12 protein-coding genes, 4 tRNA genes and 1 riboswitch are annotated in these 13,775 nt (G+C 70.6%); of the genes, 10 read left to right on the top strand and 6 right to left on the bottom strand.

Annotated elements, in window-relative coordinates; all coding sequences use genetic code 11:
• Both ACTWPW_RS43000 and ACTWPW_RS42995 read left to right on the top strand, forming a co-directional pair.
• On the top strand, nt 1-533 hold a 533-nt coding region (locus tag ACTWPW_RS43000), incomplete at its 5' end, for a GNAT family N-acetyltransferase (RefSeq protein WP_443172084.1).
• Nucleotides 534-738: 205 nt separating this feature from the next.
• Nucleotides 739-954 (top strand): hypothetical protein, encoded by a 216-nt coding sequence (locus ACTWPW_RS42995; RefSeq protein WP_443172083.1) that lies wholly within the window; start codon nt 739-741, stop codon nt 952-954.
• A 202-nt stretch (nt 955-1,156) separates the two neighbouring features.
• Here the strand turns inward: ACTWPW_RS42995 and ACTWPW_RS42990 are convergent.
• The 6 genes from ACTWPW_RS42990 to ACTWPW_RS42965 all read right to left on the bottom strand — a co-directional run bounded on the left by ACTWPW_RS42990 (nt 1,157) and on the right by ACTWPW_RS42965 (nt 4,573).
• Nucleotides 1,157-1,231: transfer RNA gene (locus tag ACTWPW_RS42990), tRNA-Val, on the bottom strand.
• Between the two features lie 19 nt (nt 1,232-1,250).
• Nucleotides 1,251-1,322: transfer RNA gene (locus ACTWPW_RS42985), tRNA-Gly, on the bottom strand.
• A gap of 50 nt (nt 1,323-1,372) precedes the next feature.
• Nucleotides 1,373-1,443 (bottom strand) — tRNA-Cys (locus ACTWPW_RS42980).
• Between the two features lie 15 nt (nt 1,444-1,458).
• Nucleotides 1,459-1,530, bottom strand: a tRNA-Gly gene (locus ACTWPW_RS42975).
• 90 nt (nt 1,531-1,620) lie between these two features.
• Nucleotides 1,621-3,900, bottom strand: coding sequence for an N-acetylmuramoyl-L-alanine amidase (locus ACTWPW_RS42970; protein ID WP_443172082.1), 2,280 nt, complete (start codon nt 3,898-3,900; stop codon nt 1,621-1,623).
• 64 nt (nt 3,901-3,964) lie between these two features.
• Nucleotides 3,965-4,573 carry a TetR/AcrR family transcriptional regulator gene (locus tag ACTWPW_RS42965; protein WP_364121826.1) on the bottom strand — a complete coding sequence of 203 codons (609 nt, stop codon included), beginning with the start codon at nt 4,571-4,573 and terminating at the stop codon, nt 3,965-3,967.
• A gap of 56 nt (nt 4,574-4,629) precedes the next feature.
• On the opposite strand from ACTWPW_RS42965, the gene ACTWPW_RS42960 reads away from it, so the two are divergent.
• From ACTWPW_RS42960 to ACTWPW_RS42925, 8 genes are all read left to right on the top strand, one after another.
• A complete protein-coding gene (locus ACTWPW_RS42960) occupies nt 4,630-5,436 on the top strand; it encodes an ATP-binding cassette domain-containing protein (RefSeq protein ID WP_443172081.1) in 807 nt (268 codons plus the stop codon).
• Nucleotides 5,426-6,211, top strand: coding sequence for an ABC transporter permease (locus ACTWPW_RS42955; RefSeq protein WP_375109665.1), 786 nt, complete (start codon nt 5,426-5,428; stop codon nt 6,209-6,211). The genes ACTWPW_RS42960 and ACTWPW_RS42955 overlap by 11 nt, the downstream gene beginning before the upstream one ends.
• Nucleotides 6,212-6,280: 69 nt before the next feature.
• A complete protein-coding gene (locus tag ACTWPW_RS42950) occupies nt 6,281-6,556 on the top strand; it encodes a hypothetical protein (protein WP_364121835.1) in 276 nt (91 codons plus the stop codon).
• Nucleotides 6,557-6,568: 12 nt separating this feature from the next.
• The gene (gene glmS / locus ACTWPW_RS42945; protein ID WP_375109667.1) at nt 6,569-8,389 is read left to right on the top strand and encodes a glutamine--fructose-6-phosphate transaminase (isomerizing); all 1,821 of its coding nucleotides are present in this window, start codon (nt 6,569-6,571) and stop codon (nt 8,387-8,389) included.
• Between the two features lie 60 nt (nt 8,390-8,449).
• The gene (locus ACTWPW_RS42940) at nt 8,450-9,211 is read left to right on the top strand and encodes an SAM-dependent methyltransferase (RefSeq protein WP_375109668.1); all 762 of its coding nucleotides are present in this window, start codon (nt 8,450-8,452) and stop codon (nt 9,209-9,211) included.
• 97 nt (nt 9,212-9,308) lie between these two features.
• Nucleotides 9,309-10,274, top strand: a complete 966-nt coding sequence (locus ACTWPW_RS42935; RefSeq protein WP_443172080.1) for a tripartite tricarboxylate transporter substrate-binding protein — start codon at nt 9,309-9,311, stop codon at nt 10,272-10,274.
• Between the two features lie 4 nt (nt 10,275-10,278).
• Nucleotides 10,279-10,475, top strand: a riboswitch (cobalamin riboswitch).
• Nucleotides 10,476-10,594: 119 nt separating this feature from the next.
• A complete protein-coding gene (locus tag ACTWPW_RS42930) occupies nt 10,595-12,766 on the top strand; it encodes a ribonucleoside-diphosphate reductase subunit alpha (RefSeq protein ID WP_375109670.1) in 2,172 nt (723 codons plus the stop codon).
• A 12-nt stretch (nt 12,767-12,778) separates the two neighbouring features.
• Nucleotides 12,779-13,774 carry a ribonucleotide-diphosphate reductase subunit beta gene (locus tag ACTWPW_RS42925; protein ID WP_375109671.1) on the top strand — a complete coding sequence of 332 codons (996 nt, stop codon included), beginning with the start codon at nt 12,779-12,781 and terminating at the stop codon, nt 13,772-13,774.
• Nucleotide 13,775: the final 1 nt, after the last annotated feature.

Genomic DNA, 13,775 nt, shown 5'->3' with positions numbered 1-13,775 from the left:
CGTTCACCTGGGTGCCGACGGCGGCCGAGGTCGGAGCGTACGTCGACGCCCAGCTGGCCCGCGCCGCCACGGGCAGGCTCGCTCCGTACGCGCAGGTGGCGACGTCGACGGGCCGGGCGGTCGGGGCGACGGCCTACTGGGACCCGCGCCTGTGGCCGGACGGGGAACGACTGTGCGCGGTCGAGGTCGGGTTCACCTGGCTGGCGGGCCCGGCGCAGGGCACCGGCCTGAACACGGAGGCGAAATACCTGCTCTTCCGGCACGCCTTCGAGCAGTGGGACGTCGCGCGGGTCGACCTGAAGACGGACGCGCGCAACGCCCGCTCCCGCGCCGCGATCGAGGCGGTGGGCGCCCGCTTCGAGGGCGTCCTGCGGAGCTGGTCCCAGTCGTGGGCGCCGGGCGAGGACGGCCGCCTCCGCGATTCGGCGATGTTCTCGGTGATCGCGGAGGAGTGGCCGCAATGCCGGACACACCTGGAGAAGCGGCTCGCCCGGATTCTCGAACGCCGGGGCCTCGGCCCGGCGCAGCGGTGACCGTGCCCCGCCCGTGACCGGCCTCCGGCATGATCACCTCCCATGAAGGAGACGATCACCGCAACCTTGCTGACCTGCGGCGCCCTCCTCGCCACCGCCCCAGCTCAGGCCGCCCTCGCGCAGGCCGCCCCGAAGGACCCGGTCCGCGCCCTGAAGAGCAAGCTGACCACCGGCCACGGCGTGCGCTTCACCGAGACCACCGCGCATGCACAACGACACGAAGGTCTCCTACACGCTCACGCTGACCGTCGCCGGGCTCGTGAGCAGCGTGAAGAGCTCGTACGCGGCGACGGGGGTGTTCGACAAGAGCGAGTTCGACGGCAGGACCATCACGATCGACAGCCGCTTCACCTGCTGGGCCGCCAAGGTCTCGATCAAGGCCCCGGACCCCGACACCGTGACCTCCGAGACCACCGGCTGACGGCGAGGAAAAACCTGCGGTGGCCCTGCCGATCGCTGACACCAGGAGACCAACCTCGTTGGGCCGGTCAGCCGGAACGACTTCGATCCCGTTTCGGCCCGGGCATGCTGTCGGAACCGACGCCGGGCACCACGACCAGCGCCGGACAACAAGAAGCCCCAGACTCCCGGCATCTGCCGTGAGCTGGGGCTTTCTTTGCTGTTGGTGGACGATACTGGGATTGAACCAGTGACCTCTTCCGTGTCAGGGAAGCGCTCTCCCGCTGAGCTAATCGTCCGTATTGAGTTGGGACTCAGAGCGGAAGACGGGATTCGAACCCGCGACCCTCACCTTGGCAAGGTGATGCTCTACCACTGAGCCACTTCCGCATGGTGTTGCACTTACTTTAGCGGATCCCGGGGGCTCCGCAGATCTGCCGAGGTGGAGACGGGATTTGAACCCGTGTAGACGGCTTTGCAGGCCGCTGCCTCGCCTCTCGGCCACTCCACCAGGAGTCTTGCTCCGAGCGGAAGACGGGATTCGAACCCGCGACCCTCACCTTGGCAAGGTGATGCTCTACCACTGAGCCACTTCCGCGTGAAGCCCTGGGTGTGCGCCCGGGCCACGGGAAAACCATATCGTCTTCGCGGAGTGCCCGTGCGCACCGAGCGGGCGGGCGGGCCAAATTCAGTCGATCAGCCGCACGTCCTTCGCCATCACGAACATCACCCGGTGGCCGAGCTGGATCTGGTGGTAGCGGGTGCGGCCGGTGGTGGTGACGTGCTTGGACGGGCTGAAGGCGTTGGCGGCGTAGTAGGAGCCGGTGATCGTGTCACCCACCGTGTACGTCTGCCCGGGCTCGATCTTGTACTTGAGCGGTGTCAGCGGCTGGGACCCCCCGTTCCGATAGGCGGACTTCTCCGGGTACGCGCGCCCGTACACCTTCACCTGACCCGACAGCGGCGTCACCATCGGGCCCTTGGCCGGGACGGCGGTCGGGTTCGAGGCCGGGTTGTGGAACCAGGCCTTCTGCCCCAGATACCAGATCGCCGTCCAGTCCCCCTGCCTGCCCGCGACGGCGTAGCGCTGGCCGGTCGAGGCGCGGGCGCTGTGGTCGTACACGCTGTACGTGCTCGGCTTGCCCGGGTGCTTGCCCAGGTCGGTGACCAGGGGAGCGCTCTCGCTGGGCGACTTGTGCAGCCAGACGGTCGAGGCCCCGTGCACGGGGCAGGGCTGGGCGGGCTTGGTGGACACGCAGCCGGTGAAGCGCGGGCGGTTGGTGGCGTACGCCGGGCGGATGATGATGGAATCGCCCTCCTTGGCGGCCTTGAACGGCTTGTTCATGAGCTCGAAGTAATGAGCCCAGTCCCAGTACGGTCCCGGGTCCTCGTGCATGCCGGCCACCGTCTGCGGGGTCGTGCCCGGCACGTTGTCGTGGCCCAGGATGTGGGCCCGGTTGAGCGGGATGTCGTGCTTGGTGGCCAGGTACTTCACCAGCCTGGCCGACGACCGGTACATCGCCTCCGTGTACCAGGTGCCCCCCTTGGCCAGGTAGCCCTCGTGCTCGATGCCGATCGAACGGGTGTTGACATCCCAGTTGCCCGCGTGCCAGGCGATGTCGTTCGTCGGCACGTGCTGGGCGACATGTCCGTCGCGCGAGCGGATCGTGTAGTGCCAGCTCACGTACTTCGGGTTCCGGATCATGGAGGGGATGCCCTCGTAGGTGCCCTCGGTGTCGTGGATGACGATGTAGTCGATCGAGCGGGTGCGGGACAGGTGGTCGTGGTTGCCGTAGTCGCGGTTCTTCTTCTTGCCGAAGCGTTTGTAGGCGGCGGGCATCCATTCGCAGGTGAGGGAGGAGGGGCATTCCGCCCGGCCCTGTGCCTTGGGGCCGGTGCTCCACGCCAGCTCCGGTTCCTGCGCGGTGCTGATGTCGGCGGAGTCCCAGGTGGGCGCGCCGATGGTCTCGTCGGTGGTGTCGATCCGCGGCTGCGGTTGCGGCCTCTGGCCGGCGGTTCCGGGGGCCGGGCCGGTGTCGGTCTGCTCGTTCGTGGCGGGTGTGGGGGCGGTGTCCGGTTGCTCGTCCGGGGCGGCCTGGGCGGTGGACCCGGCCTGCCCGGCGGTGCCGGGCGCCAGGTCCGGTACGGGGTCCAGCCGCACCAGGTGACCATCGTCGGTACGCCGCTGCGCACCCTGCCGCATCACCGAGAACACCTCGTCCGCGAACGCCTTGGCGGCCACCGGGTCCTCCGTTCCCGCGTACCGCGCGACGGCCCCGTGCCAGTCGGCCGGGTCGGAGCTCGGCCGGCCCTGGTAGGAGGCGAGCAGGGCGGCACCGGCGCGGATGTTCGCGGCCGCGTCGTCACGCAGCCGGGCGGGCTCCACGCCGATCAGGCGACTCGCCTCCGGGAGGGTCGTGCGGGGCTGGGCGGCCGACGTGCGCAGGGCCGGTCGGGAAAGGGCCTCGGCGAGCGTGCGGCCCATCGGGCGGCGATCGTCCCCGCGCGGGTCCCCGATGAGGCCGCTGTGGGGGTCGCTGTGGGGGTCGCCGTGGGAGTCACGGGAGCCGCCGTCCGCGGCGCCGCCGTGCAGGGTGTCCAGCGAACCGGCGTGCGCGGGGCCGGCGGCGTGGCCGTGGCCGCGGGCGTCGGCGGGGAACGCGTCCACCAGGTGCATCGGGCCGTAGCCGCCCGCCGTGCTCGGTCTCCCGCCGTTCGCGTCCCACCGGGACTCCAGGTACGCCACACCGAGCAGCACGCTCTCCGGTACCCCGTACTCGCGGGCGGCCGCGGCGAAGTCGGCCTGCCGCCCCGAAGTCTCCCGCCCCGAAGCCTGCCGCCCCGAAGCCTGCCCGGTGACGAGACCCGGCGATGCGGTGAGCGGCGGTCCGGCGGAAGCGGCGGACGGGACGTCGGCGGGTGCGGTGAGGACGCCGGCGGCCAGGACGGCGGCGAGCCAGAGCTGCATGAACATCTCCCCAGGAACGTCACGATGCGACTACTCACCGTAACCATTCCCAGAAAGGGATGTGTCAGACGGGTCGGATGATACGCATGAGATCAGCCAGATCCGCGGCGAACTCGGCATCCCAGTCATCGGGCGTCAGGTGCCCGGCCAGCCGACGATGCGCCGGAGCGTCGCCCCCGCGCCGCGCCCGCGTCTCGTTCGAGGCCCCGGAGAAGCGCCCGTTCACCTCCGAGACCGCGAAGCCCAGCACGAACGTGCTCACCAGCCGCTCGATCCGCGGAACGTCGGCATCCGGCACCCCCGCGTCGAGGAGTGCCTGGTAGATCAGGTCCACCACGCGCACCCCGTCCGGCGTCACCGAGGCGCGGAACAGCAGCAGCGGGAAGACCGAAGGGTGCTCCCGGGCCACTCGCCGGGTCGCCCACGCGATCGCGCCCAGCCGCTCCTCCCACGTCCGCCCGGGGTCCGAGGGGGCCAGCTCGGTGAGCAGGCGCCCCACCAGGCCGTCGAGCAGCTCATCCTTGTTCCGGAAATACCCGTAAAGGGCCATCGGCGTCACCCCGACCCGCTCCGCCACGGCCCGCATGGACAGGGCGTCGAGCCCGCGCTCGTCGGCGATCGCGAGCGCCGCGTCGAGGATTTCCGGCTGCCGGGAGGTCTTGAGCTTTCGCACGACCGCAGTCTACAGTGTAGAGCAGTCTACATCGTAGACTAGGGAGGTCGATCATCATGCTGATCGCGAGCGGGCTGGTCAAGCGGTACGGTGCCGTCACCGCGCTGGACGGCTTCGACCTGCGGGTGGAGCCAGGGGAGATCGCGGGGCTGGTCGGGCACAACGGGGCGGGCAAGACCACGTTCTTCGAGATCGCCGCGGGGCTGACGGCGCCGGATGCCGGGCACGTGCGCGTCAAGGGCGACGTGGGGGTGGCGCCGCAGCAGCTCGCGCTCTACCCCACGATCACCGTACGGGAGACGTTACGGCTCTTCGGCGGCCTCGCCGGGCTGCGCGGGCCGCCCCTGGCGGCGGCCGTGGAGGGCACGGCCGAGGAGCTCGCGCTCACCGACGTCCTCGACCGGAGGGTGAGCGTGTTGTCCGGCGGCCAGCAGCGCCGCGTCCAGGCCGCCACCGCCCTCCTGCCCGGCCCCGACGTGCTGCTCCTCGACGAGCCCACCGCGGGCGCCGACCCCGGGACGCGCGCCGCGCTGCTCGCGGCGGTGCGTCGCCGGGCCGACGGCGGCGCGACTGTCGTCTACTGCACCCACTACCTGCCGGAGCTGACCGAGCTGTCGGCCACGATCGCGGTGGCCAGGAACGGCCGGGTGATCGCCAGGGGCACCGGCACCGAGCTGCTCAAGGACCTGCCGGGTGAGGTCAGGGTGGTTGTGGAGGGCGGCGAGGAGATCACCGTGGCCACCACCGACCCGACCGCCACCCTGGCCCGCCTCCTGCGCGAGCTCGACCGTCCGGTACGCGGCATCGACATCCGCCAGCCGTCCCTCGACGACCTCTACCGGGAGCTGTCCCATGCGTCGTGAGCCGAGCCGGGAGAGCGAGGGCGCGCGCGGCGTCGCCGTGCGGGCGTCGCTGCGGCGCGTGGCCGTGCTGGCCGGGCACAACGCGCTGCTGCGCAGGCGGGACCCCGCCCACTTCGTCAGCTACCTGGTCATGCCGATGGTGCTCATGCTGATCTTCAAGGGCATGCTCGGCGAGGCCACCCAGGCGGTCACGGGCCTGCTGGTGATGTTCTCGGTGCTGTCCATGGCCGACGTCGCCAACGCCTCCCTCACCGAACGCTCCTGGCACACCTGGGAGCGCCTGCGGTCGACCAGGGCCGCGGTCCCCGAGATCCTGATCGGCAAGGCCCTGCCCGTCTTCGCCGTGCTCGTCGTCCAGCAGGCCGCGCTGCTGGTCTACGGCGTGCTCGCGGTCGGCATGCGCCCGGCCGGGCCGCTGTGGCCGCTCGCCCTGGCCGTGGTGGTCTGGTGCTTCGTCCTGCTCTGCGCGGGCACGGCGGTCGCCGGCGTCGTACGCAGCCAGGGCGAGCTCAGCACCCTGTGCAACATCGCGGCCCTGTCGGTCAGCGCGCTGGGCGGGGCGCTGGTGCCGTTCGCGCTGATGCCGTCCTGGGCGCAGGCCGTCGCGCCGATCTCGCCCGGCTACTGGGCCACGACCATGTTGCAGGCCGCCGTGCGGGGTGACATCGCCGGTACGGCCGGGCCCGCGGCGGTGCTCGCCGGGCTCGGAACGGCCGCCGGAGCCTTCGCCTGCCGGCGGTTCGCCAGGGGTTGGGGCCGTTCGAGCGCGCTATAGAGTTAATTCCTGCCCGATATCGGGCAGGATGTTGGCGTGTCTCGTTCCAGAGTCGTAGTGTCCTCGTCTGTGTCCACGGCACGGCATCCGTACGAAGATCTCATCACCCACCTCACGAGGACGAGCCCGCTCGACCCCGGCGAGGCCGCCCGCGTGGTCGCCGACGTGCTGTCGTACTTCTCCGAGTCCGTCGAGGAGTTCGTCCGGCGCCGTCACGGCGAGCTGAAGACGCGCGGATACACCAACGACGAGATCTTCCCCCGGATCGCCGGCGAATTACGGGGCCGCCGGGTGGCGGCGCCGGAGCTGTCCCTGCGGCAGCTACGCAGGATTGTCTACGGATAAGAGGAGACCTCGATGTGCGGAATCGTGGCCTACGTCGGCCCCAAGGACGCGGCGCCCATCTTGCTGGAGGGCCTGCAGCGGCTTGAATACCGGGGCTACGACTCGGCCGGGGTCGTGGTGTCCAACAAGGGGCTGAAGGTACGCAAGGTCAAGGGGCGGGTGGCCGACCTGGCCAAGGTCGTGCCGGTGCGGTTCAAGGGCAACCTCGGCATCGGGCACACCAGGTGGGCCACGCACGGCGTGCCGAGCGACGTCAACGCCCACCCCCACCTGTCCGCCGACGAGCGCATCGCGGTCGTGCACAACGGCATCATCGAGAACGCCGGCGAGCTGCGTGCCAAGCTCGAGGCCGACGGCGTGGTGTTCGCCTCCGAGACCGACACCGAGGTGCTCGCGCACCTGATCGCCCACGCGGCCGACGAGAACGACTCGCTGGAGGAGGCCGTCAGGAAGACGCTCAAGAGCGTCGTGGGCACGTACGGCATCGCCGTGATCGACGCCGAGCGGCCCGGCGAGGTGGTCGTGGCGCGCAACGGCAGCCCGATCGTGCTGGGCATCGGCGAGAAGGAGATGTTCGCCGCCTCCGACGTCTCCGCCCTGGTCCGCTACACGCGCCAGGTCGTGCACCTGGAGGACGGCGAGCTGGCCGTGCTCAAGGCCGACGGCTTCCACACCTTCGCCAGCGACGCCCGCGAGACGGCCAAGGAGCCGCTGACCGTCGACTGGGACGCCGGCCACTACGACACCGGCGGCTACGAGCACTACCTGCTCAAGGAGATCTCCGAGCAGCCCGAGACGATGACCCGCACCATGAGCGGCCGCCTGGACGAGCGCTTCCACGTGGCCCACCTCGGGGGGCTCAACATGGACGCCCGAGAGACGCGGGGCTTCCGGCGGGTGAAGATCATCGGCTGCGGGTCGGCGTACTACTCGGGCCAGATCGGGGCGCAGCTCATCGAGGAGCTGGCGCGCATCCCGTCCGACGCCGAGCCGGCCAGCGAGTTCCGCTACCGCAACCCGGTCGTCGACCCCGACACGCTCTACGTCGCGATCAGCCAGTCGGGGGAGACCTACGACACGCTCGCCGCCGTGCAGGAGCTCAAGCGCAAGGGCGGCCGGGTCATCGGCATCGTCAACGCCGTGGGCAGCGCCATCGCCCGCGAGGTCGACGGCGGCATCTACCTGCACGCCGGCCCCGAGGTCTCGGTCGCCTCGACCAAGGCGTTCACCTCCACCTCGGTGGCGTTCGCGCTGCTGGCGCTGCACCTGGGCCGGGTGCGCGACCTGTCGCCGGCCGACGGGCGGCGCATCGTGGAGGGCCTGCGCCGGCTGCCCGGGCAGATCGAGCAGATCCTCGCGCAGGGCGACAGGATCGCCGAGCTGGCCGACAAGTACGCCAAGCACGCGAGCATGATGTTCGTCGGCCGGGTGCGCGGCTACCCGGTGGCCCGCGAGGGCGCGCAGAAGCTCAAGGAGATCTCGTACGTCCACGCCGAGGCCTACCCGGCCAGCGAGCTCAAGCACGGCCCGCTCGCGCTGATCGGCCCCGACATGCCGACGGTCGCGATCGTCCCCGACGACGAGCTGCTCGACAAGAACCTCACCACGCTGGGCGAGATCCGCGCCCGCGGCGGCCAGGTGCTCATGGTGGGCCACCGGAAGCCGGACGCCAAGCTGGCCGACGACGCGATCGTGATCCCCAAGAACGAGATCGAGCTCGACCCCATCCTGCTCACGATTCCCCTCCAGCTCCTGGCGTACTACGCGGCGGTCGCGCTGGGCCGCGACGTGGACAAGCCGCGCAACCTCGCCAAGAGCGTAACGGTTGAGTAACTGAGTCCAATTCAGCGCAAACTATCGTTATCTGGCTTGCGACGACATAAATTCGATACTGTGCGGAAGTTCGACCAACAGAGGCCCAATCCCGCACGCATGTACGACTACATGCTCGGTGGGAAGGACAACTTCGCGGTCGACCGTCTGGCCCTTGACCAGCTCGCCGAGCTGATCCCGGAGGCGGTCGCGCTGGCCCGCGCGAACCGGGCCTTCCTCCAGCGCGCCGTGCGCTACGTGGCGCGCGCCGGGATCCGCCAGTTCCTCGACCTCGGCAGCGGGCTGCCCACCCAGGGCAGCGCGCACGAGGTGGCCCCGGAGGCCCGGGTCGTCTACGTCGACCACGACCCCGTCGTCGCCGCCCACGCCACGGCCCTGCTCCGGCACGCACCGGGCAGGGCCCGTTTCGTCCAGGCCGACCTGCTGGATCCGGCGGAAGTGCTGGCCGGGGCCGGTGAGTTCCTGGACCTCGACCAGCCGATCGCCGTGCTGCTGGTGTCGATCCTGCACTTCCTGCCGGACTCCGCGCACCCCCAGCAGGCGGTGGGCGTGCTCCGCGAGCGGATGGCGCCGGGCGGCTATCTGGTGATCTCGCACGCCACGACCATGGCGCATCTGGAGGACGAGGAGCGCGGCGGCTCCTCCGCCCGGGGCGGGACCGACCGGACCCCGGCCCGGATCCGCGCGTTCTTCGGCGGGTTCCCGCTGGAGCCGCCGGGGCTCGTGCAGGCCACCGACTGGCGTCCGGACCGGCCCAAGCTGGTGGGCGACTGGTCGTTGCCGTCGTCGCTCATGGCCGGGGTCGGCAAGAAAACCCAATAAGTTTAAAAATCACGAAAAAGCGCGAAGAAAAGCGATTTGTGTTGTTTGTCGCGACCCGGGTGTGCAGCGGCGCGTAATGGGTTATTAACCTAGGGTAATGGGGGATTCGGGGGAGAAGCAGATGCGCCGGCGGCGGTTCCTGGCCTGGGGGCTGGGAGTCACGGCCTGCGCCGCCGGTTGCGGTACGGAGCGCACCGGCGGGGGCATGCCGCGTACCGGATTCTCCATCAATCCGAGCGGGCCGCGCTGGGTCCCCGTGGGGCGGGCGTTCGCCGGGGCGGCCCGTACCGCCGGGTTCGAGTCCGGCGCCGGCACGCCCATCACGGTGACCGGCCTGCCCGCGCTGGCCGCGGCCGAGCTGAACAACGGCCAGAGCCTGCTCGACACCGGCACCCCGCTGGCCAGGCTCAGCGGCGAGGTCGAGGTCGTGGTCGTGCCCGACGCCTCGCCGGTCAAGGACTTCGACGACCTCGGCGCCCGGCTGGTCGCCTCGCCCGGCCGGACACCGCTGGTGGGCGGGCCGCAGGGCGAGCCCGACCACCTGCTGTTCGGCCTGATCGCCAAGGCCCTCGGCGCGGACACCAGGCAGGTCGAGTACACCGGCTACCCCAGCCGCGGCGAGGCGGCCACCGCGCTGCTGGCCGGTAAGGGAGCCGCCGCCGCGGGACCGCTGACCGGCTGGCGCGCCGGCATCGGCCGCGGCCGGGTCAGGGCGCTGGCGGTGTCCTCGGCCACCCGCGTGCCCGAGCTCGACGTGCCGACGCTGCTGGAGTGCGGCGTGCGGGTGGACTTCGCGGACTGGGTGGCCGCCTTCGGGCCCGAGGACATGGCCGACGAGAGCCGCGAGGCGGCCCTGCGCATGTGCGAGGTGGTGATCGGCTCGACCGGCTGGGAGGCGGCGTGCCGGGCCGCCGGCTGGTTGTCGATCCCCCTCGTCGGCGACGACTTCGCCCGCTGGGTCGGCACCGAGATCGCCCGCACCCGCGCGGTCCTGCGGGACCTCGGACTGCTCGACACCACCAAAGCCACAACATGCTGGGGTAGTTGCGGGAACGGCCACTAGATGTAGGATCCTGGTCGTCGCTGGTTCGCCTCTCCGGAGGCGGAGCAAAAGGGAACCCGGTGAGATTCCGGGGCTGCCCCGCAGCGGTGAGCGGGAACGACCGCCGTCATTGTGCACTGGAGAGATCCGGGAAGCGACGGCCAGTAGGAGCCATGGAGCGCGCCCGCGAGCCCGAAGACCTGCCAGCGTCGTGCCGGGCCGTGTCCGGCACGAAGTGTTCAGGGCCTCGAGGGCGGGCCGGAGCGCGACGCGGCCGGTGATCCGGTTCGCCGTGCTCTCGCGTGCCCTCACGGGGATGAGCTCGCGAGGAGAGAGAGCACGTGACTCAGATCGTTGAGGTTGACCGCCGCCTGGCCATCGAGGAGGCCGCCGCCCGGGTGATCACCGACCCGGCCAACTCGCGGGTCGCCGCCCGGCTGCTGGCCGAGGAGATCGCCGACGAGGCGGCCGCGCACGGCGTGCGGACGTTCTCGGAGTCCATCGCCGCCACCCACGCGGCCGGGCTCGTGCAGGACGGGCTGGCGGAGTTCGTCGCCGCGCACGCCGCCGAGCTGGACGCGCTGGTCTCCGCCGAGGCGGACGACCGGTTCGAGTATTTCGGGCTGCGCACGGTGTACGACCGCTACCTGCTGCGCCACCCCGAGACGCGCGGGGTGCTGGAGCGGCCGCAGCACTTCTTCCTGCGCGTGGCCTGCGGGTTGTCGGAGTCGGTGGCCGAGGCGGCGGAGCTGTACGCGCTCATGTCCACGCTGTCGTACCTGCCCAGCTCGCCCACCCTGTTCAACTCCGGCTCGCGCCGGCCGCAGCTGTCGTCCTGCTTCCTGCTCGACTCGCCGCGCGACGAGCTGGAGGGCATCTACGACAGGTACGGGCAGGTGGCCCGGCTGTCCAAGTACGCCGGGGGCATCGGCATCTCCTGGACCCGGGTGCGCTCGCGCGGCTCCCTGATCAGGGGCACGAACGGCCACTCCAACGGCATCGTGCCCTGGCTGCGCACGCTGGACTCCTCGGTGGCGGCGGTCAACCAGGGCGGCCGGCGCAAGGGGGCGGCCTGCGTCTACCTGGAGACCTGGCACGCCGACATCGAGGAGTTCCTGGAGCTGCGCGACAACACCGGCGAGGACGCCCGCCGCACCCACAACCTGAACCTGGCCAACTGGGTCCCCGACGAGTTCATGCGCCGGGTCGAGGCGGACGGGACGTGGTCGCTGTTCGACCCGAAGGAGGTGCCCGACCTCACGGACCTGTACGGGGAGGAGTTCACGGCCGCGTACCGCGCGTACGAGGCGGCCGGGCGGTACGTCCGGCAGATCCCCGCCAGGACCCTGTACGGCCGGATGATGCGCACCCTCGCCCAGACCGGCAACGGCTGGATGACGTTCAAGGACGCCGCCAACCGCACCTCCAACCAGACCGCCCGCCCCGAGAACGTCATCCACCTGTCGAACCTCTGCACCGAGATCCTCGAGGTCACCAGCGACGCCGAGACGGCCGTCTGCAACCTCGGCTCGGTCAACCTGGCCGCCCACCTGACCGGGGACGGCGCCGGGCAGGACATGGACTGGGAGCGGCTGCGCCGGACCGTGCGCACCGCCGTCCGCTTCCTCGACCGCACCATCGACCTCGGCTTCTACCCCACGCCCGAGGCCGAGGCGGCCAACAAGCGGTGGCGGCCCATCGGGCTGGGCGTGATGGGGCTGGCCGACGTCTTCTTCACGCTGCGGCTACCGTTCGACTCACCGCGGGCGCTGGAGCTGTCCACCAGGATCGCCGAGGAGATCGCGCTGGCCGCGTACGACACCTCGGCCGACCTGGCGGCCGAGCGCGGAAGGCACCCGTCGTACGCCGACACGCGGGCCGCCGGGGGAGTGCTGCACCCCGACCACTACGGCGCGGCCGGTTCGCCGCGCTGGGACGCGCTCCGCGAGAAGATCGCGGAGACCGGCCTGCGGAACTCGCTCATGGTCGCCATCGCCCCGACCGCGACGATCGCCTCCATCGCCGGCTGCTACGAGTGCATCGAGCCGCAGGTGTCCAACGTGTTCAAGCGGGAGACCCTGTCGGGCGAGTTCTTGCAGGTCAACCGGTATCTGGTGGCCGATCTGCAGGCGCGCGGGCTGTGGACCCAGCAGGTGCGCGACGACCTCAAGCGCGCCGACGGCTCGGTGCAGACCGTGCCCGGCGTGCCCGACGACCTCAAGGTGCTCTACCGCACGGCGTGGGAGCTGCCGCAGAAGGCGCTGATCGACCTGGCCGCCGCGCGGCAGCCGTACATCGACCAGTCGCAGTCGCTCAACCTCTTCATGGCCAGCCCGACCATCGGCAAGCTCTCGTCGATGTACGCCTACGCCTGGAAGCAGGGCCTCAAGACGACGTACTACCTGCGCTCGCGCCCCGCCACCCGGATCGCCCAGACGACGGTCGCGGCCCCTTCCGCCGAGGCGATCGCCTGCTCCCTCGAGAACCCCGAAACCTGCGAAGCCTGCCAGTAAGGAGACCCTTTCGTGCTGCTCGACCCCGGTATGGACCTCACCCTGCGGCCCATGCGCTACCCCGACTTCTACGAGCGCTACCGCGCGGCCATCCGCAACACGTGGACCGTCGAGGAGGTGGACCTGCACAACGACCTCGCCGACCTGGCCAGGATGACCCCGCAGGAGCGGCACCTGATCAACCGGCTGGTCGCCTTCTTCGCCACCGGCGACTCGATCGTGGCCAACAACCTCGTGCTCAACCTCTACCAGCACGTCAACGCCCCCGAGGCGCGCCTGTACCTGAGCAGGCAGCTCTTCGAGGAGGCCGTGCACGTGCAGTTCTACCTGACGCTCCTCGACACCTACCTGCCCGACCCGGACGAGCGGGTGAAGGCGTTCGCCGCGATCGAGCACATCCCGTCGATCCGCGACAAGGCGGAGTTCTGCTTCAGGTGGATCGACTCGATCGAAGGGCTGCGGCGGCTGGAGACGGCCGCGGAGCGGCGCCAGTTCCTGCTGAACCTCATCTGCTTCGCCGCCTGCATCGAGGGCCTGTTCTTCTACGGCGCGTTCGCGTACGTCTACTGGTTCCGCTCGCGCGGTCTCCTCGGCGGCCTGGCCACCGGGACGAACTGGGTGTTCCGCGACGAGTCCATGCACATGGAGTTCGCGTTCAGCGTGGTGGACACGGTGCGGGCCGAGGAGCCGTCGCTGTTCGACGACGAGCTGGGCAAGCAGGTCACCCTCATGATCGAGGAGGCCGTCGCGGCGGAGCTGGCCTTCGCCGCGGACCTGTGCGGCGAGGGCATGCCCGGCATGGGGGTGGACCAGATGCGCCAGTACCTGGAGTACGTCGCCGACCAGCGGCTGGCCCGGCTCGGCCTGCCCAGCCGGTACGGCTCGGCGAACCCCTTCGCGTTCATGGAGTTGCAGGACGTGCAGGAGTTGGCCAACTTCTTCGAACGGCGGGTTTCTGCTTACCAAGTGGCGGTTGAGGGCAATGTGAGCTTTGACGAGACGTTCTAAT

Source organism: Nonomuraea sp. KM90 (assembly GCF_052246675.1).
In the GTDB taxonomy this organism is placed as follows: Bacteria; Actinomycetota; Actinomycetes; order Streptosporangiales; family Streptosporangiaceae; genus Nonomuraea.
The sequence above is the reverse complement of the archived record's forward strand: the minus strand, read 5'-3'. Positions and strand labels throughout refer to the sequence as shown.

Coding starts and splice junctions, on each gene's coding strand:
- glmS (WP_375109667.1), top strand. CDS start 6,569: ATGTGCGGAATCGTGGCCTACGTCGGCCCCAAGGACGCGGCGCCCATC.
- ACTWPW_RS42995 (WP_443172083.1), top strand. CDS start 739: ATGCACAACGACACGAAGGTCTCCTACACGCTCACGCTGACCGTCGCC.
- ACTWPW_RS42960 (WP_443172081.1), top strand. CDS start 4,630: ATGCTGATCGCGAGCGGGCTGGTCAAGCGGTACGGTGCCGTCACCGCG.
- ACTWPW_RS42970 (WP_443172082.1), bottom strand. CDS start 3,900: ATGCAGCTCTGGCTCGCCGCCGTCCTGGCCGCCGGCGTCCTCACCGCA.
- ACTWPW_RS42955 (WP_375109665.1), top strand. CDS start 5,426: ATGCGTCGTGAGCCGAGCCGGGAGAGCGAGGGCGCGCGCGGCGTCGCC.
- ACTWPW_RS42935 (WP_443172080.1), top strand. CDS start 9,309: ATGGGGGATTCGGGGGAGAAGCAGATGCGCCGGCGGCGGTTCCTGGCC.